The organism is Demequina ureilytica (assembly GCF_048553575.1).
In the GTDB taxonomy this organism is placed as follows: domain Bacteria; phylum Actinomycetota; class Actinomycetes; order Actinomycetales; family Demequinaceae; genus Demequina.
Genome location: NZ_JBLZIE010000003.1, coordinates 109,376 through 129,657, shown reverse-complemented (window position 1 = coordinate 129,657; position 20,282 = coordinate 109,376). Strand labels below are relative to the sequence as shown.

At 68.5% G+C, this 20,282-nt stretch carries 23 protein-coding genes; 8 read left to right on the top strand and 15 right to left on the bottom strand.

From position 1 onward, the window contains the following. Position 1 precedes the first annotated feature (1 nt). From ACNI3K_RS10030 to glgA, 3 genes are all read right to left on the bottom strand, one after another. Positions 2–439 (bottom strand): NfeD family protein, encoded by a 438-nt coding sequence (locus ACNI3K_RS10030; RefSeq protein ID WP_419391754.1) that lies wholly within the window; start codon positions 437–439, stop codon positions 2–4. Between the two features lie 200 nt (positions 440–639). Then, on the bottom strand, positions 640–1,422 hold the full coding sequence (locus ACNI3K_RS10025) for an ABC transporter ATP-binding protein (RefSeq protein ID WP_419391753.1): 783 nt from the start codon (positions 1,420–1,422) through the stop codon (positions 640–642). Positions 1,423–1,431: 9 nt separating this feature from the next. Further along, the gene (gene glgA, locus ACNI3K_RS10020; protein WP_419391752.1) at positions 1,432–2,634 is read right to left on the bottom strand and encodes a glycogen synthase; all 1,203 of its coding nucleotides are present in this window, start codon (positions 2,632–2,634) and stop codon (positions 1,432–1,434) included. A gap of 72 nt (positions 2,635–2,706) precedes the next feature. On the opposite strand from glgA, the gene ACNI3K_RS10015 reads away from it, so the two are divergent. Together ACNI3K_RS10015 and serB are read left to right on the top strand one after the other, a co-directional pair. Next, positions 2,707–3,948, top strand: a complete 1,242-nt coding sequence (locus ACNI3K_RS10015; RefSeq protein ID WP_419391751.1) for a glucose-1-phosphate adenylyltransferase — start codon at positions 2,707–2,709, stop codon at positions 3,946–3,948. 10 nt (positions 3,949–3,958) lie between these two features. Further along, positions 3,959–4,603: a phosphoserine phosphatase SerB gene (gene serB, locus ACNI3K_RS10010; protein WP_419391750.1), complete on the top strand. Its 645-nt coding sequence runs from the start codon at positions 3,959–3,961 to the stop codon at positions 4,601–4,603. A 3-nt stretch (positions 4,604–4,606) separates the two neighbouring features. Here serB and ACNI3K_RS10005 read toward each other — a convergent pair whose 3' ends face one another. After that, on the bottom strand, positions 4,607–5,098 hold the full coding sequence (locus ACNI3K_RS10005; protein WP_419391749.1) for a MarR family winged helix-turn-helix transcriptional regulator: 492 nt from the start codon (positions 5,096–5,098) through the stop codon (positions 4,607–4,609). Positions 5,099–5,233: 135 nt separating this feature from the next. On the opposite strand from ACNI3K_RS10005, the gene ACNI3K_RS10000 reads away from it, so the two are divergent. Next, positions 5,234–6,025, top strand: coding sequence for an SDR family NAD(P)-dependent oxidoreductase (locus ACNI3K_RS10000; RefSeq protein ID WP_419391748.1), 792 nt, complete (start codon positions 5,234–5,236; stop codon positions 6,023–6,025). A 37-nt stretch (positions 6,026–6,062) separates the two neighbouring features. Here ACNI3K_RS10000 and ACNI3K_RS09995 read toward each other — a convergent pair whose 3' ends face one another. Together ACNI3K_RS09995 and fabI are read right to left on the bottom strand one after the other, a co-directional pair. Then, entirely contained in the window at positions 6,063–6,569 is a 507-nt protein-coding gene (locus tag ACNI3K_RS09995; RefSeq protein ID WP_419391747.1) for a SixA phosphatase family protein, read from the bottom strand. A 4-nt stretch (positions 6,570–6,573) separates the two neighbouring features. After that, the gene (fabI, locus tag ACNI3K_RS09990; RefSeq protein ID WP_419391746.1) at positions 6,574–7,341 is read right to left on the bottom strand and encodes an enoyl-ACP reductase FabI; all 768 of its coding nucleotides are present in this window, start codon (positions 7,339–7,341) and stop codon (positions 6,574–6,576) included. A 145-nt stretch (positions 7,342–7,486) separates the two neighbouring features. On the opposite strand from fabI, the gene ACNI3K_RS09985 reads away from it, so the two are divergent. Next, positions 7,487–8,824 carry a uracil-xanthine permease family protein gene (locus tag ACNI3K_RS09985; RefSeq protein ID WP_419391745.1) on the top strand — a complete coding sequence of 446 codons (1,338 nt, stop codon included), beginning with the start codon at positions 7,487–7,489 and terminating at the stop codon, positions 8,822–8,824. Between the two features lie 10 nt (positions 8,825–8,834). On the opposite strand, the gene fabG is transcribed toward ACNI3K_RS09985, so the two are convergent. Continuing rightward, positions 8,835–9,539 (bottom strand): 3-oxoacyl-ACP reductase FabG, encoded by a 705-nt coding sequence (gene fabG / locus ACNI3K_RS09980; protein WP_419391744.1) that lies wholly within the window; start codon positions 9,537–9,539, stop codon positions 8,835–8,837. Positions 9,540–9,613: 74 nt separating this feature from the next. Here fabG and ACNI3K_RS09975 point away from each other — a divergent pair, with 74 nt between their 5' ends. Then, positions 9,614–10,555 carry an SURF1 family protein gene (locus ACNI3K_RS09975; protein ID WP_419391743.1) on the top strand — a complete coding sequence of 314 codons (942 nt, stop codon included), beginning with the start codon at positions 9,614–9,616 and terminating at the stop codon, positions 10,553–10,555. A gap of 10 nt (positions 10,556–10,565) precedes the next feature. Here ACNI3K_RS09975 and ACNI3K_RS09970 read toward each other — a convergent pair whose 3' ends face one another. After that, on the bottom strand, positions 10,566–12,140 hold the full coding sequence (locus tag ACNI3K_RS09970; RefSeq protein ID WP_419392146.1) for an ABC-F family ATP-binding cassette domain-containing protein: 1,575 nt from the start codon (positions 12,138–12,140) through the stop codon (positions 10,566–10,568). 121 nt (positions 12,141–12,261) lie between these two features. Between ACNI3K_RS09970 and ACNI3K_RS09965 the strand changes: the two genes are divergently transcribed. The 3 genes from ACNI3K_RS09965 to ACNI3K_RS09955 are packed head-to-tail and all read left to right on the top strand — an operon-like array spanning position 12,262 to position 14,423. Beyond that, positions 12,262–12,951, top strand: coding sequence for a biotin transporter BioY (locus ACNI3K_RS09965; protein WP_419391742.1), 690 nt, complete (start codon positions 12,262–12,264; stop codon positions 12,949–12,951). A gap of 9 nt (positions 12,952–12,960) precedes the next feature. Continuing rightward, positions 12,961–13,665 (top strand): energy-coupling factor ABC transporter ATP-binding protein, encoded by a 705-nt coding sequence (locus tag ACNI3K_RS09960; protein WP_419391741.1) that lies wholly within the window; start codon positions 12,961–12,963, stop codon positions 13,663–13,665. Further along, a complete protein-coding gene (locus ACNI3K_RS09955; RefSeq protein WP_419391740.1) occupies positions 13,662–14,423 on the top strand; it encodes an energy-coupling factor transporter transmembrane component T family protein in 762 nt (253 codons plus the stop codon). The genes ACNI3K_RS09960 and ACNI3K_RS09955 overlap by 4 nt, the downstream gene beginning before the upstream one ends. Positions 14,424–14,453: 30 nt before the next feature. Here ACNI3K_RS09955 and ACNI3K_RS09950 read toward each other — a convergent pair whose 3' ends face one another. The 7 genes from ACNI3K_RS09950 to sufB are packed head-to-tail and all read right to left on the bottom strand — an operon-like array spanning position 14,454 to position 20,282. Further along, positions 14,454–14,780 carry a metal-sulfur cluster assembly factor gene (locus ACNI3K_RS09950; protein WP_419391739.1) on the bottom strand — a complete coding sequence of 109 codons (327 nt, stop codon included), beginning with the start codon at positions 14,778–14,780 and terminating at the stop codon, positions 14,454–14,456. Then, a complete protein-coding gene (gene sufU / locus ACNI3K_RS09945) occupies positions 14,777–15,256 on the bottom strand; it encodes a Fe-S cluster assembly sulfur transfer protein SufU (RefSeq protein ID WP_419391738.1) in 480 nt (159 codons plus the stop codon). The genes ACNI3K_RS09950 and sufU overlap by 4 nt, the downstream gene beginning before the upstream one ends. Continuing rightward, the gene (locus ACNI3K_RS09940; protein ID WP_419391737.1) at positions 15,253–16,527 is read right to left on the bottom strand and encodes a SufS family cysteine desulfurase; all 1,275 of its coding nucleotides are present in this window, start codon (positions 16,525–16,527) and stop codon (positions 15,253–15,255) included. Before ACNI3K_RS09940 ends, sufU begins: the two co-directional genes overlap by 4 nt. Before the next feature lie 12 nt (positions 16,528–16,539). After that, a complete protein-coding gene (gene sufC / locus ACNI3K_RS09935) occupies positions 16,540–17,295 on the bottom strand; it encodes a Fe-S cluster assembly ATPase SufC (protein WP_419391736.1) in 756 nt (251 codons plus the stop codon). Between the two features lie 14 nt (positions 17,296–17,309). Beyond that, entirely contained in the window at positions 17,310–17,651 is a 342-nt protein-coding gene (locus ACNI3K_RS09930; RefSeq protein WP_419391735.1) for a Rieske (2Fe-2S) protein, read from the bottom strand. Beyond that, positions 17,644–18,849: a Fe-S cluster assembly protein SufD gene (sufD, locus tag ACNI3K_RS09925; RefSeq protein ID WP_419391734.1), complete on the bottom strand. Its 1,206-nt coding sequence runs from the start codon at positions 18,847–18,849 to the stop codon at positions 17,644–17,646. The genes ACNI3K_RS09930 and sufD overlap by 8 nt, the downstream gene beginning before the upstream one ends. Continuing rightward, the gene (gene sufB, locus ACNI3K_RS09920; protein ID WP_419391733.1) at positions 18,846–20,282 is read right to left on the bottom strand and encodes a Fe-S cluster assembly protein SufB; all 1,437 of its coding nucleotides are present in this window, start codon (positions 20,280–20,282) and stop codon (positions 18,846–18,848) included. Before sufB ends, sufD begins: the two co-directional genes overlap by 4 nt.

Here is a 20,282-nt window from a genome sequence, read left to right as displayed (position 1 = left end):
GCTAGTTCTCCTTCTCGGGCGCGACGATGGCCGTCGCTCCCTTGATTTCGAGCACGACGACCTCGGCCCCCTCGGGGATCACTGGCGCATCGTCCTGGGTACGCGCGGACCACACCTCACCTGCCAGCTTGACGCGGCCCGCGAACTCGGTGATCTCGTCAAGCGTGCGGCCCGCAGCACCTGCGAGAGCGGCCGCATTGGTCTCGATAACCGCGCCCCTGGCGCGGATCGACTTCAGCAGGTACGGACGCAGAGCGAACAGCAACAGCGCGGAAACCGCGCACGCGATGATCACGCACACCCACCACGGCAGGCCCAGCAACGCGGCTGCACCGCCGGCGATCGCTCCGCCCGCAAGCATCGCGAATGTCAGATCGAGAGTGAACACCTCGACGATGCCCAGCACCATCGCGCCCACGAACCACCATAGAGAATCCACGATCTACCTCCTACTTGCGAAACTAACAAAGTCGTCTCGCGGGCGGCATCGTCCTCACGGATGAAAATGTCCGAGGTCCCCGTCGGCGAGTTCGGCGGTCAGCCGCGCTGGCAGTTCAACCGCGCTGGCAGTTCAACCGCGCTGGCAGTTCAACCGCGCTGGCAGTTCAACCGCGCTGGCAGTTCAACCACGCTGGTCTTTCAACCGCGCCGTGCGGTCCAGCGACCCTCGTAGGCGTGCAGACGCACCGGCATCCCGTACGCCTCGGTGAGGTTCGCGGACGACAGAGTGTCGCGCAGAGGTCCGCTGGCCACCACCGCGCCGTCGCGCAGCAGCATCGCGTGGGTGAAGTTCGTGGGGACCTCCTCGACGTGGTGGGTCACCATCACCATCGCGGGAGATCTGTGGTCCCCCGCGAGCTCGGAGAGCGCCGCAAGCAGCTCCTCTCGGCCGGCGAGGTCGAGCCCTGCGGCGGGCTCGTCGAGCAGCAGCAGTTCGGGGTCTGTCATGAGCGCGCGGCCGATCTGCACTCGCTTGCGCTCACCCTCGGACAGCGTCCAGAACTCCCGTTCCGCAAAACCGCTCATCCCGAACGCCGCGAGCAGCGCATCGGCCCGCTCCACATCGATCGGGTCGTACTCCTCGCGCCAGCGGCCTGTGACGCCGTGTGCTGCGGTCATCACCACGTCTCGCACCGTCTCGTCGTCCGGGATGCGGTCCGCGAGCGCCGCGCTCGACAGCCCCACGCGCGTGCGCAGGTCCTGCGTGTCGGCCTCGCCCAGCAGCTCGCCCAGCACGCGCACGGCACCCTCGGTGGGGTGCATGCGGGCAGCCGCGATGGTCACCAGCGACGTCTTGCCCGCGCCGTTGGGCCCGAGCACGACCCAGCGCTCGTCCGCGTTCACCGTCCAGTCGATGTGGGACAGGATGGCGTTGCCGTCGCGGCGCAGGCTCACACCCTCGAGAGTCAGCACCTCAGTCATGTCTCGACCCTATCCGAGGATGTCCTTGTACAGCGCCAGCGTGCGCTCCCCGATGGTGTCCCACGAGAAGTGCTCGGCGGCCCTCGCGCGCCCCGCCGCTCCCATGCGTCGAGCACGGTCGGTGTCGGAGACCATGTCCGCGAGCGCAGCGGACAGGTCGTCGATGAAGGCCTCGGGGTCGGTGGGAGTGCCGGTGCCGTCCTGGACCTGGTCGATGGGCACCAGAGTGCCGGTCTCGCCGGGCACGACCACCTCGGGGATGCCGCCGGTGGCGGTCGCCACCACGGGCAGCCCCACCGCCATCGCCTCGAGGTTCACGATGCCGAGCGGCTCGTACACGCTGGGGCAGGCGAAGGCCGTGCAGGCGTCGAGCACCGCGACCAGCTGCGGGCGCGGCAGGTGCTCCTCGATCCAGATCACGCCGTCGCGGCGCTCCGAGAGCTTGGACACGAGACCCGAGACCTCGGCGGCGATGTCCTTGGTGTCGGGCGCGCCGGCGCACAGCACGATCTGCACCTCCGGCGGCAGCTGCTCGACGGCACGCAGGAAGTGCGGCAGCCCCTTCTGGCGGGTGATGCGGCCCACGAACACCACGGCGGGGCGGGACCTATCGATGCCAAAGCGCTGCACCACCTCGTCGGCGGCCGCGCGCTCCTCGTCGCTCGAAGGCGCCGCCCACGCGTCCACGTCGATGCCGTTGTGGATGACCTGGACCTTGTCCGGATCGATGTTCGGGTAGCAGCGCAAGATGTCCTCGCGCATGCCGCCGGAGACGGCGATCACCGCATCGGCACCCTCGTACGCCGTCTGCTCGATCCAGGAGGACACCCGGTATCCGCCGCCCAACTGCTCGGCCTTCCACGGGCGCAACGGCTCGAGCGAGTGGGCGCTGAGGATGTGCGGAATTCCGTGCAGCTTCGCCGCCAGGTGCCCGGCCATGTTCGCGTACCAGGTGTGCGAGTGCACGAGGTCGGCGCCCTCGCAGTCCTTCGCCATCGGCAGGTTGTGCGCGAGCACGTCGAGCGCCGAGTCGCCGACACCCCCGCCCAGCGCCTCGTACCCGGTGACGTGCGGCTCATCGCGCGATCCGTCGAAGGCGCGCACCTCGACGTCGATGTGCTCGCGCAGCACGGCGGCCAACTCGGTGACGTGCACGCCGGCGCCGCCGTAGATGTGGGGAGGGTATTCACGGGTGAGGATGTCTGCTCGCATGAGTCCACGGTAGTCGGGGTGTCGCCGACGCGCCGCCCCACGCCGACACGATCTGGCGTTTATGCTGGACATATGTCAGCGCCGAAAGTACTTGCCATCGTCCTCGCCGGGGGTGAGGGCAAGCGGTTGATGCCCCTCACCGCGGCTCGCGCCAAGCCTGCAGTGCCGTTCGGCGGCACGTACCGGCTTGTCGACTTCGCATTGTCCAACCTGGTCAACTCGCGATACCTGCACATCGTCGTGCTCACTCAGTACAAGTCGCACTCCATGGACCGCCACATCGCCCGCACGTGGCGGATGTCGCCGCTGCTCGGCAACTACGTGGCTCCGGTGCCTGCGCAGCAGCGTCGCGGCAAGCACTGGTACCTCGGCAGCGCCGATGCGATCTATCAGACGGTCAACATCATCGAGGACGAGCAGCCCGACATTGTCGTGATCGTCGGCGCGGACCACGTGTACCGCATGGACTTCTCGCAGATGGTCGACAAGCACATCGAGACGGGCGCGGACTTCTCCGTGGCGGGCATCCGCCAGCCCAAGGACATGTCCGACCAGTTCGGCGTGATCGACATCGATAAGAACAACCCCGGCATGATCAAGGCCTTCCTCGAGAAGCCCACGGACCCCGATGGCCTGCCAGACTCCCCGAACGAGATCCTCGCGTCGATGGGCAACTACGTCGCCTCGGTCGGTCCGCTGCTCGAGGCGTTGAAGGCGGATGCCGAGAACGAGGACTCGAAGCACGACATGGGCGGCGACATCGTCCCCTACTTCGTCAACAAGGGCACGTGCGGGTTCTACGACTTCGTCGAGAACGACGTGCCGGGCTCGACCGACCGCGATCGCGACTACTGGCGCGACGTGGGAACGGTCGACTCGTACTACGACGCACACATGGACCTCATCGCGGTCATGCCGATCTTCAATGTGTACAACCACGAGTGGCCGCTGCACCAGGGACTCATCACCGAGCCTCCGGCCAAGTTCATCCACTCCGAGGAAGGCCGGCTCGGCCACGCCGCCGATTCGGTGGTCTCCCCCGGCGTGATCGTGTCGGGCGCGACGGTCACCGGCTCCGTGCTGTCCCCAGGTGTGCGCCTGCACTCGTGGTCCACGGTGTCGGACTCGGTGCTGCTGGACCACGTGATCGTGAACCGGCACGCCCAGGTGCACCGCGCGATCCTGGACAAGAACGTCATCGTCGAGGAAGGCGCCCGGGTCGGCATCGATCGTCAGGCCGACATCGAGCGCGGCTACACCGTGACCGAGACGGGCATCACCGTCGTGGCCAAGGGCACCGTGATCAAGGCGTGACGGTGACCGCATGACGGGTCGGCTCATCGTCCTGGACGTCGACTCCACTCTCATCACTGCCGAGGTCATCGAGCTCATCGCCAAGCGCGCGGGCACGGAGGCCGAGGTCGCTGCCGTCACCGATGCCGCCATGCGGGGAGAGATCGACTTCGCCGAGTCGCTGCGCCAGCGCGTCGCGACCCTTGAGGGCATCCCCGACACGGTCTTCGCCGAGGTCCTTGACGAGGTGCGTCTCACGCCGGGCGCCGAGAACCTAGTGACGACTCTTCAGCGCGAGGGCTGGACCACCGCGCTCGTGTCCGGCGGGTTCGTCGAGGTGGTCGCGCCGCTCGCGGCACGCCTGGGCATCGAGAGGTTCCGCGCCAACAGCCTGGAGGTGGCCGATGCGCGGCTCACCGGGCGCACGACAGGCCCGGTCATCGACCGGGCGGCCAAGGCCGACGCGCTGCGCGAGTTCTGCGCCGAGCTCGGGATCACGCCGGCCGATGCGGTCGCGGTGGGAGACGGTGCGAACGACCTCGACATGATGGCGGCGGCGGGGCTCGGCATCGCGTTCAACGCCAAGCCCGTGGTGCAAGCCCAGGCGGACGTCGCCATTAACGCCGAGCGCCTTGACGCCGTCCTTGAGGTGCTCGACTCCAGTTCGCCGCGCTAGCGGTCAGTCCCGCGGAGGCTGCCAGCCCCCTTCGACCCGGATCGCACCCAGGATCCGGCGGCTGATGTCGCCCAGATGGCGGGTCTGGGCTTTGGTGAGCGGGTCGAACACCACCTGCTGGACAAGCTCGACATGACCCGGTGCCGCGGCCTCCACGGTCCGAGCACCTGAATCGGTCAGGAACGCGAGCGTGAAGCGACCGTCGGCCGGATCCGGCTCGCGCCTCATCCACCCCTTCGCCTCGAGCCTGGTGGCTGCCCGCGACAAGCGCGAGAGAGAGCTGTTCGAATACTGTGCGAGCGTGCTCATCCGCAGCCGTCGCTCGTCCTCGGCTCGCAGTGCGTAGAGGATCCCGTACTCGAAGTGGGTTAGACCAGCATCGTGCTGCAACTGCGCGTCGAGAGCGGCTGGCAGCCATTCCAGCATGGTCGCGACGGCGGCCCACGTCTCGAGATCGTCGTCGCCGAGCGACGCCATGCTGGGGTTGTCGGACATGGCAGCAGACTACGCGAGTCTCACGCTCTCACCCTCCCGGTTGACTTGACGAGTCAAGTCAACGCACCTACTGTTCACTTGATCAGTCAAGTCATGCCCGTGCCAACCACGGGACCGAAGAGCGGAGCAGCAAGCATGGACATGCGCCTCGATCACAGCAGGGCTTTCATCAGCGGGTCGACCCAAGGGATCGGCTTCGCCATCGCGGCCGGACTCGCGGCCGAAGGCGCCGAGGTGATCCTCAACGGACGGGACGCCGCACGCGTGGACGCGGCGGCCGCGCGGCTGCGCGCAGCAGTGCCGGGCGCCGTGGTCAGCGCGCTGCCCGCAGATCTCTCGGTGGCGAGCCAGGTCGGGTCGCTGCTGCGCGACCTGGGCGAGATCGACATCTTGGTGAACAACGTCGGCGAGTTCGAGGTGAAGGAGTTCGCGGACGTGTCCGATTCCGACTGGGCGCAATACGTCGAGGTGAACGTGATGAGCGGGGTACGGCTGTCGCGCCACAGTCTGCCCCGCATGCTCTCCCGCGGTACCGGTCGCATCATCTTCATCAGCAGCGAGTCCGGCGTCGACGTGCCGGCGAACATGATCCACTACGGCGCAACCAAGGCGGCCGTCGTCGCGCTCAGCAATGGATTGGCCAAACTCACGCGCGGTACCGACGTCACGGTCAACACGATCCTGGGCGGCCCCACCTACTCTGCGGGTGTGGCGTCCACGGTCCGGCAGATCGCGGAGTCCCAGGGCGTTTCCGAGAAGACGCTGAAGGGAACGCTGATCGCCGGCAGCCGGACGTCGCTCCTCGAGAGGTTCATCGATCCAGAAGAGATTGCGGCCCTCGCCGTCTACCTCGCGAGCCCCGTCTCGTCGGCCACCAACGGTGCCGCATTGCGCGCCGATGGCGGCGTGCTCACGACGGCGACCTAGCGGGTCGCGCGCGGGGATGCGGCGGGAATGGGCGCGGTCAGACGTCCCGGCCAGAGAGCACCACGGTGAGGCGCGCCTTGCGCGAGCCGAGCTCCGCCCACGTGCCGTCGAACTCGAGCACGGCGGCGGTGCCGGTGGGCAGCCCATGCGCGATGCGCTTAAGTGCGGTCGTGTCGGACCCGTGGCCCGCGAGGAAGGCGCACGCCGCCGATGACGTGGGCTCGTGGCCCACGAGGATCGCGGTGTCCACTCCCTCGATCGATCTCACGATCTCCACGAGGCCGTCGGTATCCGTCTCGTACAACCCGTCGACCGAGCGGCTCTCGCACTTGGGGAGGGCGCCGGACATCAGCTTCCAGGTCTGCTGTGTGCGGGTCGCGGGAGACACCAGCGCGAGCTCGGGCGTGATGCCTGCCGCGGAGATCTCCTCGCCAAGCTTGGTGGACGCCTTGCGGCCGATCAGGGCCAGCGTGCGGTCCATGTCCTGAAGGCCGGGCGCGGGAGCCTCAGCCTTGGCATGTCGGGCAATGATCAAAGTGGGCATGTCTCTACTGTCCCATCGCGTGGACGCCGCCGTCGACGTGGATCATCTCGCCGGTGGTGGCGGGGAACCAGTCGCTCAGCAGCGCGGTGACGGCGCGGGCCGTCGGCTCGGTGGCCTCGGAGTCCCAGCCGAGGGGCGCGCGGTCGGACCACACGCCCTCCATCTGGTCGAATCCGGGGATGTTGCGGGCGGCCGTGGTCTTGAGGGGGCCCGCCGAGACGAGATTGCAGCGGATGCCCTGCGGGCCCAGGTCGCGCGCGAGGTAGCGGCTCACGGCTTCGAAGGAGGCCTTCGCGACGCCCATCCAGTCATAGACGGGCCACGCGAAGCGGCCGTCGAAAGTGAGGCCCACGATTGAACCGCCCTGGGTCATCAGGGGCAGCGCGGCCTGCGCGAGCGCCTTGAGGGAGTATGCAGAGATGTGCATGGCAGTGGCCACGTCCTCCCACTCCCCCGACATGAAGTTCCCGCCCATGACGGACTGCGGCGCGAAGCCGATCGAGTGCACCACGCCATCCAGGTGCGGCACGTGCTCGCGCACCTGGTCCGCGAGCGATGCGAGGTGTTCGGGATCGGTGACGTCGAGCTCCACGACCTGCGCCGTCACCGGCAACCGGCGGCCCATCGCCTGCGTGATCTTGAGGGTGCGGCCCATCCCGGACAGGACCACGGTCGCGCCCTGGTCCTGGCACAGCCGTGCCACCTCGAACGCGATCGAGCCCTCAGTGAGGACGCCGGTCACCAGAATGTTCTTGCCGTCGAGCATGCCCATGTATGTGTTGCCTCCTGGGCATGAAGCCTAGCGGCTGAGCGCCGCCCAGCGTGGCACGGGTCGACGGTCCCACTCGCGCGTCCCACCAGTCGCTAGATTATGCGCGGGCCGCACGCCGGCGCGCCACGCCACCCGAGGAGAGACGATGACCCTGATGTCCTGGACCCTGCACGGCGACGGCCGCTCCATCGCCGCTGACGGCGCTGTGCGCCCTCGCGAGCGACTCACGTGGCCTCGCACCATCGGCATCGGCGCGCAGCACGTGCTCGCGATGTTCGGCTCGACCTTCATCGTGCCCGTGCTCACCGGATTTCCTCCCACCGCGACGATCTTCTTCTCCGCCGTGGGCACGGTGATCTTCCTGCTCATCACCGGGAACCGGCTGCCCTCGTACGTGGGGTCCAGCTTCGCGTTCATTGCGCCCATCACCGCAGCCATGGGCGCGGGCGGCATGGGCGTCGCGCTCGGCGGGCTCGTGATGACGGGCCTGCTGCTTGCTGCGGTGGGCGTGGTGGTGCATGTGGCGGGCACCCGGTGGATCGAGCTGACAATGCCCCCGGTGGTGACCGGTGCGATCGTCATGTTGATCGGACTCAACCTCGCGCCGGCCGCGTGGGGCATGGTGCAGGCCTCGGTGGGCACCGCGCTCGTCTCGGGTCTCGCGGTGGTACTCATCACCGTGCTGTTCACGGGCATCCTCGGCCGGCTGTCGATCCTGCTGGGAACGGCGGTCGGTGGCGTGGTCGCGGCGCTGCGGGGCGAGTACGACCTGTCAACCGTCGGCGAGGCGTCGTGGGTGGGTCTGCCCGACTTCCACACGCCGCAGTTCGACATCTCGGTGCTGGCGATGTTCGTGCCCGTGCTGTTCGTGCTGATCGCCGAGAACATCGGTCACGTGAAGTCGGTGTCGGCGATGACCGGGGACGACCTGGACCCGGTCACCGGCCGCGCGCTGCTCGCCGACGGCGTCGCCACGACCATCGCGGGCCTGGGCGGCGGCTCGGGGACCACCACGTATGCCGAGAACATCGGCGTGATGGCTGCCACCCGGGTGTACTCGACGGCGGCGTACTGGTTCGCCGCGCTCTTCGCGCTGCTGCTCAGCCTGTCGCCCAAGTTCGGGGCCCTGATCGCCGCCACCCCGCCAGGTGTGCTCGGCGGCCTCGCGACGGTCCTGTTCGGCATGATCGCCGTGCTCGGCGCGCGGATCTGGGCCCAAGGAGCCGTGGACTTCGGCAATCCGGTGAACCTGATGCCCGCGGGGGTGGCGATCGTCATCGGCGCCGCCGACTACACGGTGACGGCCGGCGACATGACGTTCGGCGGGATCGTGCTGGGGACTGCCGCGGCGCTCGTCACGTATCACCTCATGGCCGGCGTCACCCGCTGGCGCCACGCCAATCAGGCCGTGGCCTCCCCCGCTTACGTCGCGGGGGACGAGGCTGCGGGCGCGCCCGACGAGGAGACCGTGCCGACCGTCTGATGCACAGCCGTCAGTGGCCCATCCCCAGTCCGCCGTCGACCGGGATCACGGCCCCCGACACGTAGCCCGCGCCGTCCGAGGCGAGGTACAGCGCCGCCGCGGCCACGTCCTCGGTGGTGCCGAACCGCTTGGCGGGGATGTTCGCCTCGTACTGCTTGACAGTGGCCTCGCCCAGCTCGTCGGTCATGTCGGTAGCGATGAATCCGGGTGCGATGACGTTCGCGGTGATGCCGCGCGAACCGACCTCGCGGGTGATGGACCGCGCCATGCCGACGAGCGCGGACTTCGAGGCCGAGTAATTGACCTGTCCTGGGTTGCCCATAAGGCCCACCACGGAGCCGACGAGCACGATCCGCCCGAACCGCTGGCGCACCATCGACTGAGTGGCGCGGCGCACGCACCGGAAGGTACCGGTGAGGTTCGTGTTCAGGACTGCCTCGAAGTCCTCGTCGGACATCCGCATGAGCAGGCCGTCGCGCGTGATGCCGGCGTTCGCGACCAGCACCTCGACGCGGCCGTGACGTTCCTCGAGCGCGTCGAACGCGGCGTTGACGGCGTCCGTGTCGGTGATGTCGGCCTTCTCGCCGTCCACGCCGTCGGGCAGCTCGCCGCTGCGGTGGATCGAGCTCACCGTATAGCCGGCGGAGACGAAGGATTCGGCGATCGCGCGGCCGATGCCGCGGTTCGCCCCGGTCACAAGCACGTGTCGAGTCATGTGCGCCACGGTAGCGCGAATGGCCGCGCGGGCGAGGCACCAGAAGGCGTGCCGGTGGCGGCTAGCATCGTGTGGTGTCCTCCGCCCGCCGCCCGAGTGTGCTGCGCATCGCCCTCACGATGGCGATCGCGCTGGCCGTCTCCGCCGTCGCAGTCCTGCTCGGCATGTGGCAGTACGGGCGGCACGTCGAGCGGGCCGATGCGGTCGCGGACTTCGAGGCGTCCGCGCACCTCGATCCGGTGCCCGTGGGCGAAGTGGTTCCGGCCGACGCGACGATGCTGGCCGAGAGCGCGGCTTCTCCGGATGGCGCCGCTCTTCCCGACGGCGCACAGTGGCGGATGGTGACCGCGACGGGCACCTTCGACGCGGAGTCGCTGACCGTGCTGCGCACCCGCCCGGTCAACAGCATTCCCGCGTGGCAGTACCTCGCGTGGCTCGACACCGACGACGGACAGTCTTTCCTGGTCGACCTGGGGTGGATCCGCCAGCCGCAGTCCACCGAGGATCCTGCGGTGCCGGCGCTCGACGCAGACGAGCGGGTCACCGTTACCGCGGTCCTGCGCGAGTGGGAGCCCGACGACGGCAAGGGCGCCGGCGACAGCATCACGCGCATCACGCCGGAGCAGCTGCCAGAGCCTGCGGGAGATCCGATACCCGGCTACGGCATGCTGCGCGAGATCTGCGGCGACGAAGGATGCGCAGAGACCCCCGTCGGCGAGCCTGTGCCGCTGCCGAACCTGTCCGTTGGCCCGCACCTGTCCTACGCGTGGCAGTGGTGGCTGTTCGCCGCGATGGCGCCTGTGGGCGGGGTGCTGCTGTTGCGCAGAGACCGGCAGGTGGCGGGCGCTCACCCCGCCGTCGGCGAGGCGGCTCCCGGCCCCCCTGCGCACCACGACACCGGGCCTGACGACACCGGGCACGACGAGACTGGGCAACCCGAGCCAGCCCGCGCATCGGCCGGGCGGCGGCGTCGCCGCAAGGCGCCGTCAGACGAAGAGATCGAGGACGCGCTGTAGCGCGTGCCGGTCAGGCCAGCGCGATCAGGTCGCGGTAGGAGTCGTTCCAGAGGTCCTCGTCCGCGTCGGGAAGCAGCAGCACGCGCTCGGGCTCGAGCGCCTCCGCGGCGCCCTCGTCGTGCGTCACCAGCACCACGGCGCCCTCGTACGAGTTCAGCGCATTGAGGATCTCGGCGCGAGAGGCCGGGTCCAAGTTGTTGGTGGGCTCGTCGAGCAGCAGCACGTTCGCCTGGCTGACCACGAGCGTCGCAAGCGCGAGCCGGGTCTTCTCGCCGCCGGACAGCACGCGCGCCGGCTTGTCCGCGTCGTCGCCGCTGAACAGGAAGGAGCCGAGCACCTTGCGCACCTCGGTCTCGCCGAGGTCGGGAGCGGCGTGGGCCATGTTCTGGCCCACGGTCGCGTCCATGTCGAGCATGTCGTGCTCCTGCGCGTAGTACCCGAGCTTGAGCCCGTGGCCGGCCTCGATGTACCCAGTGTCCGGGGTCTCGACGCCGCTCAGCAGGCGCAGCAGCGTGGTCTTGCCGGCACCGTTCAGGCCCAGCACGACCACCTTGGACCCACGGTCGATCGCGAGTTCCACGTCGGTAAAGACCTCGAGAGACCCGTAGTACTTCGACAGCTCGTACGCACGCAACGGCGTCTTGCCGCACGGCGCGGGCGTGGGGAAGCGCAGCGATGCGACCTTCTCGCTCTGGCGCGTGTCCGCGGTGTCGGAGAGCAGCCGCTCGGCACGCTTGGCCATGTTCTGTGCGGCGACGGCCTTGGAGGCCTTGGCACGCATCTTGTCCGCCTGCGCGAGCAGCTCCCCCGCCTTCTTCTCCGCGTTGCGGCGCTCGCGGTGGCGGCGCTTCTCGTCGTCCTCGCGCTGCTGGAGGTAGAGGTCCCACCCCATGGCGTACTGCTCGAGCACGCCGCGGTTGGCGTCCATGTGGAACACCTTGTTGACGGTCGCGCGCACCAGGGACACGTCGTGAGAGATCACGATCAATCCGCCGGAGTACTGGACCAGGAAGTCACGCAGCCACGCGATGGAGTCCGCATCGAGGTGGTTGGTGGGCTCGTCCAGCAGCAGGGTCTCGGCGCCGGAGAACAGCACCCGGGCGAGTTCGACGCGGCGGCGCTGGCCACCGGACAGGACGCCCACCTCCTGAGCGAGCACGCGGTCGTCCAGCCCCAGGTTGGCGGCGATGCGGGAGGCCTCGGCCTCGGCCGCATATCCGCCTGCGGCGCGGAACCGCTCCTCCAGCTGGGGATAGCGCTCCATCGCCTTGTCGCGCACGGCGTCGTCCTCGCTCGCCATGGCCTGCTCGCCCGCGCGCATCTTGCCCGCGATGCCGGCCAGGTCGCGCGCAGCGAGGATCCGGTCCATCGCGAGCTGCTCGAGGTCCCCGGTGCGCGGGTCCTGTGGCAGGTAGCCGATGAGCCCCTTGGTGACGACCTTGCCCGACGACGGCAGGTCCTCCCCCGCGAGGATCTTGGTCAGCGTGGTCTTTCCGGCTCCGTTACGTCCCACCAGGCCGATGCGGTCGCCGGCGTTCACGTGGAACGACGTGGGGTGCAGCAGCACCCTTGCGCCGATGCGCATCTCGAGTTCCTGGGCGGCGATCAACGAACGTTCCTCCGAGTGGTGTCGTGAATGTTGTGGGGTTTCCACAGAGATTCTGCACACGGCCAGACACGAGTGTCCTCGCCAGTAGCGTGTGCGCTTGGAAACCATTGTCCCAGAGGAGGGGAACCTCATGCACCGCCACCTGAACGGCCCGACCATCGCGCTGGTCGCAGTCTTCGCCGCGTTCATCGCGGCGTCCACCGCGGTGCCCGAGGTCACCCTCGCATTCGGCGTACCGCTGTCGCTGCAGACCTTCGCGGTGGTGCTCGCGGCGCTGTCGCTCGGCCCGTGGCGCGCGGCAGCGGCGATGTCGCTGTACCTCGTCGTGGGACTGGCCGGCGCGCCCATCTTCGCCAACTTCCGATCAGGCCCGAGCGTGTTCGCAGGCCCCACGGGTGGATACCTGATCGGCATGCTGGCCGCGGCCATCGTCGTCGGGGCCTTGGTGACGTGGCGCCGCCGCCGCGGTCCCCTCACGTTCCTCGCGCTTCTTGGACCCGGGCTCGTGTCGATACCGGTCATCTACGCGGTGGGTGTCCCGTGGCTCGCTGCACGCACCGGGCTGCCCGTCCTGCCGCCTGCGGGCTGCGACAACCTCTGGACCGTCTCGGAGGGATGCGCGAACGCGCTGACGGTGGGCGTGGTGCCGTTCCTGCCCGGAGACCTCGTCAAGGTGCTGCTCGCGGCGCTCGCGGCGGCCGTCATCCACCGGGCCTACCCTCAGCTGATGCCCGCCCCCGCACTCCGGACCGGCTCCGTGACGCGCGAAACGCCCGCGACCGCTTAGCCTTGACGCATGATCGAATTCAAGGGGGCGGCGGTTGTCGCGCCCGATTCCGGTGTGCCCATCCTCGCGCCGACGAGTCTGACGCTCACTGAGCAGCACATCTCCATCGTCGGCGCCAACGGCGGCGGCAAGTCCACACTCGTGCGGCTCATCAACGGACTCGTCCTGCCGTCGGAGGGCTCGGTGGAGGTCGAGGGGCTCGACGTCGCCAAGGACGGGCCCCGCGTGCGCCGCATGGTCGGGTTCCTGTTCACCGACCCTTCCGCGCAGCTGATCATGCCCACGGCCATCGAGGACGTGATGCTGTCGCTACGGCGCACCATCAAGGACAAGCACGAGCGCACCGCCGCCGCTCTGGCCGCTCTCGAGGAGATCGGCCTGGGAGACCGTGCCGACGTGTCCGTCAGCGCGCTGTCAGGCGGCCAGCGTCAGCTGCTCGCGATGGCCGGGGTGCTCGCGGTCACTCCGCGGGTGCTGGTCGCCGACGAGCCGACGACGCTGCTTGACCTGCGCTGGCGCGCGCACATCGGGTCGCTGCTGCGATCGCTGCCGGTGCAGCTCATCGAGGTCACCCACGACCTCGACTCCGCCGCACGCGCCGAACGGACGCTCGTCATCGACGACGGTGCCGTGGCGTTCGACGGCTCCCCCGTGGACGCCGTCGCGTACTACCGCGACCTGATGTTCGGCCGTGTGCGGAGGGACTCCGCGTGATCACGATGCTCGGCCTGTACCGGCCGCGCCGCACGCCTCTCCACTCAGCACCGGCGTGGTTCAAGGTGCTGATGCTCGTCGCGCTCGCGATCGTCACCATCGCCATCGGCGACCCGGTGACGTCGGTGGGCATCATGTGCGCGTGTGTGCTGCTCCTCATCAGCACCGAGCCGCCGGCACGCGCCACGGTGCTCGCGCTGGTCGGCACGGTCGTCGTCGCCGCACTGAGCTCGGCGCTTCACCTGTGGCGTGGCGACTTCACGCGCGCGATCGACATCTCCGCGGACCTGATCGGCATCGTCGCACTCGCGCTTGCCGTGACCAGCTCCACATCGATGGAGGCCATGCTCGACTTCGTGTCATGGGCGGCCAGACCCATTCGGTTCCTGCTGCCGCCGGAGACCCTGGGACTGATGTTCGCGCTCATGTTGCGGGCGCTGCCGGAGGTGGCGCGGATGTATCTCGAGTCCCGCCAGGCCGCGCGTGCGCGCGGGCTCGATCGGTCTATCCGAGCGGTCGTGTTTCCCACCACCACCCGCACGGTGGGCTTCTCTCTCCAGCTCGGGCAGGCCCTGCACGCACGAGGGATCGGCGAGGAGGCGCGGGAGTCCCGCCGCACGCGCAAGGACAGGCGAGCCAGGCGCAAGAACCGCGCCAGCGCATCGGCCGCCGAGGAGCTGTCGAGCCAAGAGGCCTTCGACCTGCTGTCGTCCTCCGCGGACGACAGCGCACACACCAAGGGCCCCGCGCGTACGTGACGCGCAGGGCCCGAGGGCTGTGTGGCTTGCTTAGACGTTGAAGCCGAGAGCGCGGAGCTGCTCGCGGCCGTCGTCGGTGATCTTGTCGGGGCCCCACGGCGGCATCCACACCCAGTTGATGCGGAACCCGTCGACGATTCCTTCGAGAGCCTGTCCGGTCTGGTCCTCGAGCACATCTGTCAGCGGGCAGGCCGCGGAGGTGAGCGTCATGTCGATGACGGCGTGCTGGTTCTCGTCTAGCGAGACGCCGTACACGAGCCCCAAGTCGACGACGTTGATCCCCAGCTCGGGATCGATCACGTCGCGCATGGCCTCTTCGACGTCCGCCGCGTTCGCGGGAGTCTTGGTCTCGGTCATGATTCGTCCTTTCGTGCCTGGATCACAGCGTCCTTGAACGCCATCCATCCCAGCATGGCGCACTTGATGCGTGCCGGATACTTGCCCACTCCGACGAACGCCGTGGCGTCGCCGAGGAGGTCTTCCTTGGTCTCGTCCAGAGGCTCGCCTTTGGACTGCATGAGCTCCCGGAAGGCGTCCATCGTGATGTCGGCCTCGGCCAGGGACTCGCCCTCGACGAGCTCGTGCAGCACGGAGACGGACGCCTGGGAGATCGAGCAGCCCTGACCCTCCCACGACAGCGACGAGATGCGGTCGCCGTCGAGTCCTACGCGCAGGCGGATCTCGTCGCCACAGGTGGTGTTGACCTGGTGGGACTCCCCCGTGGCCGGCAGGTCGAGGTCCACGAGCCCGCGGCCGTGAGGCGCCCGGGCGTGATCCATGATGACCTGCTGGTACATCTGCTCCAGTCCGCTGGAGCCGCTGGTGGTGCTCATGCTCTCACTCCAAAGAATGCAGGGACGGTCGCGAGTGCCTCGACAAAGGCACGGGCGTCGTCCGGGGTCGTGTAGACATGCGCGCTTGCGCGGGTCGAGCCCGTGAGGCCGAACCGCCGGTGCAGCGGCTGACCGCAGTGGTGCCCCACGCGGACCGCGATGCCGGAATCGTCCAGCACCTGGCCCACGTCGTGAGTGTGCACGCCGTCGACCGCGACGGCGGCCACGGCGATGACGTCGCGGACATCCGGCTCGCCGACGGGCCCGAGCAGGCGCACGCCGGGGATCTCGGCGACTCCACCGCGAAGGATGGTCGCGATCTCGCGCTCGTGAGCCTCGACTTTGTCCATCCCGATGTTCATCAGGTACCGGGCCGCGGCCCCCATGCCGACCGCCTGGGCGACGGGCTGGGTGCCGGCCTCGAAGCGCATCGGCGCCTCGAGCCACGTGGTCTGCTCCATGTGGACGGTCTTCACCGCCCCGCCGCCGAAGATGCTCGGTGGCAGGGCATCGAGCAGCTCCTTGCGGCCGTACAGCGCGCCGATGCCGGTGGGACCGAGCATCTTGTGCGCGCTCAACGCCATGAAGTCCACGTCGAGCGCCGCGACGTCCACGGGGATGTGCGGCACGGACTGGCAGGCGTCGAGCACCGTGAGAGCACCCACGGACTTGGCGCGCGCCACCAATGCGGAGACCGGCGAGATGACGCCCGTGATGTTGGAGACGTGGGTGAACGCGAGCACCTTGGTGCGCTCGTTCACCACCTCGTCCAACTCATCGAGGATCATTCGGCCGTCGTCGTCGACCGGGATCCATCTGAGCGTCGCGCCGGTGCGGGTCGCGAGAGCCTGCCACGGCACGAGGTTGGCGTGGTGCTCGGTCTCGGTGACGCAGATCTCGTCGCCGGGCCCGATGCGGAAGCGCTCGGCCTCCGAGCCCCCGATGCCGGCGGAGGCGTTGCCGATCCCGCTGGCGACCAGGTTAAGCGCGGCGGTGGCGTTCTCCGCCCACACGATCTCGTCATGTGCGGCGCCCACGAGGGTCGCCACGTCGGCGCGTGCCGCCTCGAACAGGCCGGTGGCCTCCTCCGCGAGCAGGTGCGCACCGCGCTGGACGGCGGCGTTGTGGTTCTCGTAGAACTCCCGTTCGGCGTCGAGCACCACGCGCGGCTTCTGCGACGTCGCTCCCGAATCCAGGTACACGAGCGGCTTCCCGTTCCTGACCGTGCGGGTCAGGAGCGGGAAGTCCTCGCGAAGATCGGGCAGCAGCATGGCGGTCAGTCCTTAGGCGCTCGCCAGGAACCGGTCGTAGCCCTCGGCCTCGAGCTGTTCGGCGAGCTCGGGGCCGCCCTCCTCGGCGATGCGTCCGTTCACGAACACGTGCACGAAGTCGGGCTTGATGTAACGCAGGATCCGGGTGTAGTGCGTGATCATCATGACGCCCAGGCCGGTGCTCTCCTTGACGCGGTTCACACCCTCGGACACGATCCGCAACGCATCCACGTCCAGGCCGGAGTCAGTCTCGTCGAGGATCGCGATCTTGGGCTGCAGGAGCTCCATCTGGAGGATCTCGTGGCGCTTCTTCTCGCCGCCGGAGAACCCTTCGTTGACGTTGCGCTCGGCGAACGCGGGGTCCATGCGCAGCGCCTCCATGGAGGACTTCACGTCCTTGACCCAGTGGCGCAGCTTGGGGGCCTCGCCGTCGAGCGCGGTCTTGGCGGTGCGCAGGAAGTTCGACACCGAGACGCCGGGGACCTCGACCGGGTACTGCATCGCGAGGAACAGCCCGGCCTTGGCGCGCTCGTCGACGCTCATGTCGAGCACGTTCTCGCCGTCGAGAAGGACTTCGCCCTCGGTGATCTGGTACTTGGGGTGACCTGCGACCGAGTAGGCCAGCGTGGACTTGCCGGAGCCGTTGGGGCCCATGATGGCGTGGGTCTCACCGGAGTTGATGGTGAGGTTCACGCCCTTGAGGATCTCCGTGGTGCCCTCAGGGGTGTCCACGCTCACGTGGAGGTTCTTGATTTCCAGGGTGCTCATGATTCTCCGAATCTTTAAGAAGTCAGGGGGTTGTCGACGTCGACGAGCACTCGCTCGCCGTCGATGCGGACGGGGTACGTCGGTACGGGCTCGACTGCGGGCAGCTCATCCGGCACGCCCGTGCGGAGGTCGAACCTGCTGCCATGCGCCCAGCACTCGACGTGAGTGCCGTCGACATCGCCCTCGCCGAGCGGCACCTCGCCATGCGTGCACATGCCGCCGATGGCGTAGTAGTCGCCGTCGCTGGACCGCGCAATGGCCACCGGCGTGTCCGTGCCGTCAGCGAGGGTGAGCTCGGTCTGCAGGGCAGCGCCCGGCTCAAGGGACGTGACGTCGCACGCGTACTGCTCAGCCATGCGAGTCCTCCGAGAGCTCCTCGTTGACGTGCTCGAGCTCGAGCTCGATCGCCTTCATGAGGCCCTCCTCGACCTCGGGAACGCCGATCTCCTGCACGAGGTCCGCGAAGAAGCCGCGCACCACGAGCTTGCGGGCGAGGTCCTCAGAGATGCCGCGCGAGCGCAGGTAGAACATTTGCTCGTCGTCGAAACGGCCGGTCGCGGACGCGTGTCCTGCTCCCGCGATCTCGCCGGTCTCGATCTCGAGGTTCGGCACCGAGTCGGCACGCGCGCCGTCGGAGAGCACCAGGTTGCGGTTGAGCTCGTAGGTGTCGGTGCCCTCGGCCTCCTTGCGGATCAGCACATCGCCGATCCACACGGTGCGAGCCGTGGCTCCCGCGAGCGCACCCTTGTAGGTGACGCGCGAGGTGCAGCGCGGCACCGCGTGATCGACGAACAGCTGGTGCTCCTGGTGCTGGCCGGAGTCGGCGAAGTAGAGGCCGAACAGGTCCACCCGGGCACCCTCGCCGGCGAATGCCACCGAGGTGTTGAGGCGAACGACCTTGCCGCCCAGAGTGACGACCGATCCGCGCAAGCGCGAGTCACGCCCGAGCCGGGCGACGACCTCTCCGGCGTGGACCGCATCGGCCTCCCACATCTGGAGCAGGACCAACTTGAGCCCCGCGTTGGCGGCCAGATCCACCGAGACGAACTCGGAGTACGTCGCCGAGCCCTTGCGCTCGATGACGACCGCGGCCTCGGAGTTGGTGCCGGCCTCGACCAGCAGATGGCCGCGAGCGTCGGCGCCGTGCCCGGTCACCGTGATGGTGATGGGCTTGTCCACGATGGTGCCCGGCGCGATCGCCAGCACCTTCGCGCCACCGGAGTGGGCAGCGGCGACGGCCGATGCGCGGTCGCCCGGGGCGCGGACGGAGCGCTCACGTGCGCTTGCCGCGTCCAGGTCGGTCAGCGTGACGCCTTCGGGGAGGTCGGGGACATCCCAGTCCAGCGTGCCGCCGGCCTCGACGTCCGCGAGGACGGGTGCGAGGTCACGGACGGCGGAGAACCGCCAGTCCTCCTCGCGCCCGGTCGGCATCGCGAACGCGTCCACGTCGAAGGACGTGGGGCGGTCCGCACGCGACGCGTCGGGCACGGAGGCGGCGAGGCCGTGCGTGTGCGCGGCGTCAGTGGTGGCTTGGGTGTGATCGGTGACGGTCAACCGACGGATCCTTCCATCTGCAGTTCAATGAGGCGGTTCAGTTCGAGCGCGTACTCCATCGGCAGCTCGCGCGCGATGGGCTCGACGAACCCGCGCACGATCATGGCCATGGCCTCGGTCTCGGTCATGCCTCGGGACATCAAGTAGAACAACTGGTCCTCGGACACCTTGGACACGGATGCCTCGTGGCCCATGCTGACGTCGTCCTCGCGCACGTCCACGTAGGGATACGTGTCCGAGCGACTGATCTGGTCGACGAGCAACGCGTCGCACAGCACATTGGACTTGGAGCCCTTGGCGCCCTCGAGCACCTGGACGAGACCGCGGTAACTGGTGCGACCGCCGCCGCGCGCCACCGACTTGGAGACGATCGAGCTCGAGGTGTTGGGGGCCGCGTGCACCATCTTGGCGCCCGCGTCCTGGTGCTGGCCCTCGCCGGCGAAGGCGATCGACAGCGTCTCGCCGCGAGCGTGCTCGCCGAGCAGCCAGATCGCCGGGTACTTCATGGTGACCTTCGAGCCGATGTTGCCGTCGACCCATTCCATGGTGGCGCCCTCAGCGGCCGTGGCGCGCTTGGTGACGAGGTTGTACACGTTGTTCGACCAGTTCTGGATGGTCGTGTAGCGCACGCGTGCGTTCTTCTTCACAATGATCTCGACGACTGCGGAGTGCAGCGAGTCGGACGTGTAGATCGGCGCGGTGCAGCCCTCGACGTAGTGCACGTACGAGCCCTCGTCCGCGATGATCAGCGTCCGCTCGAACTGGCCCATGTTCTCCGTGTTGATGCGGAAGTAGGCCTGTAGCGGGATGTCGACGTGCACGCCCGGGGGGACGTACACGAAGGATCCGCCGGACCACACGGCCGTGTTGAGCGCGGCGAACTTGTTGTCGCCAGCGGGGATCACGGTGCCGAAGTACTGCTCGAAGAGCTCAGGGTGCTCCTTGAGCGCAGTGTCGGTGTCCATGAAGATGACGCCCTTTTCCTCCAGGTCCTCGCGGATCTGGTGGTAGACGACCTCGGACTCGTACTGCGCGGCGACGCCGGAGACCAGGCGCTGCTTCTCGGCCTCGGGGATGCCGAGCTTGTCGTACGTGCGCTTGATGTCGTCGGGCAGGTCCTCCCAGCTGGTGGCCTGCTTCTCGGTCGAGCGCACAAAGTACTTGATGTTGTCGAAGTGGATGCCGGAGAGGTCGGAGCCCCAGTGCGGCATCGGCTTCTTGCCGAACAGCTTGTAGCCCTTGAGACGCTGGTTCAGCATCCATTCGGGTTCGTCCTTCAGCGCCGAGATGTTGCGCACGACGTCATCAGAGATGCCGCGAGCCGCGATCGCGCCGGCGGCGTCCGAGTCGTGCCATCCGAACTCGTACGAACCGATCGAGTCGATGATCTCCTCGTCGGTCTGCGTGGGGGCCTTGTCGGTGGGAGTGCTCAT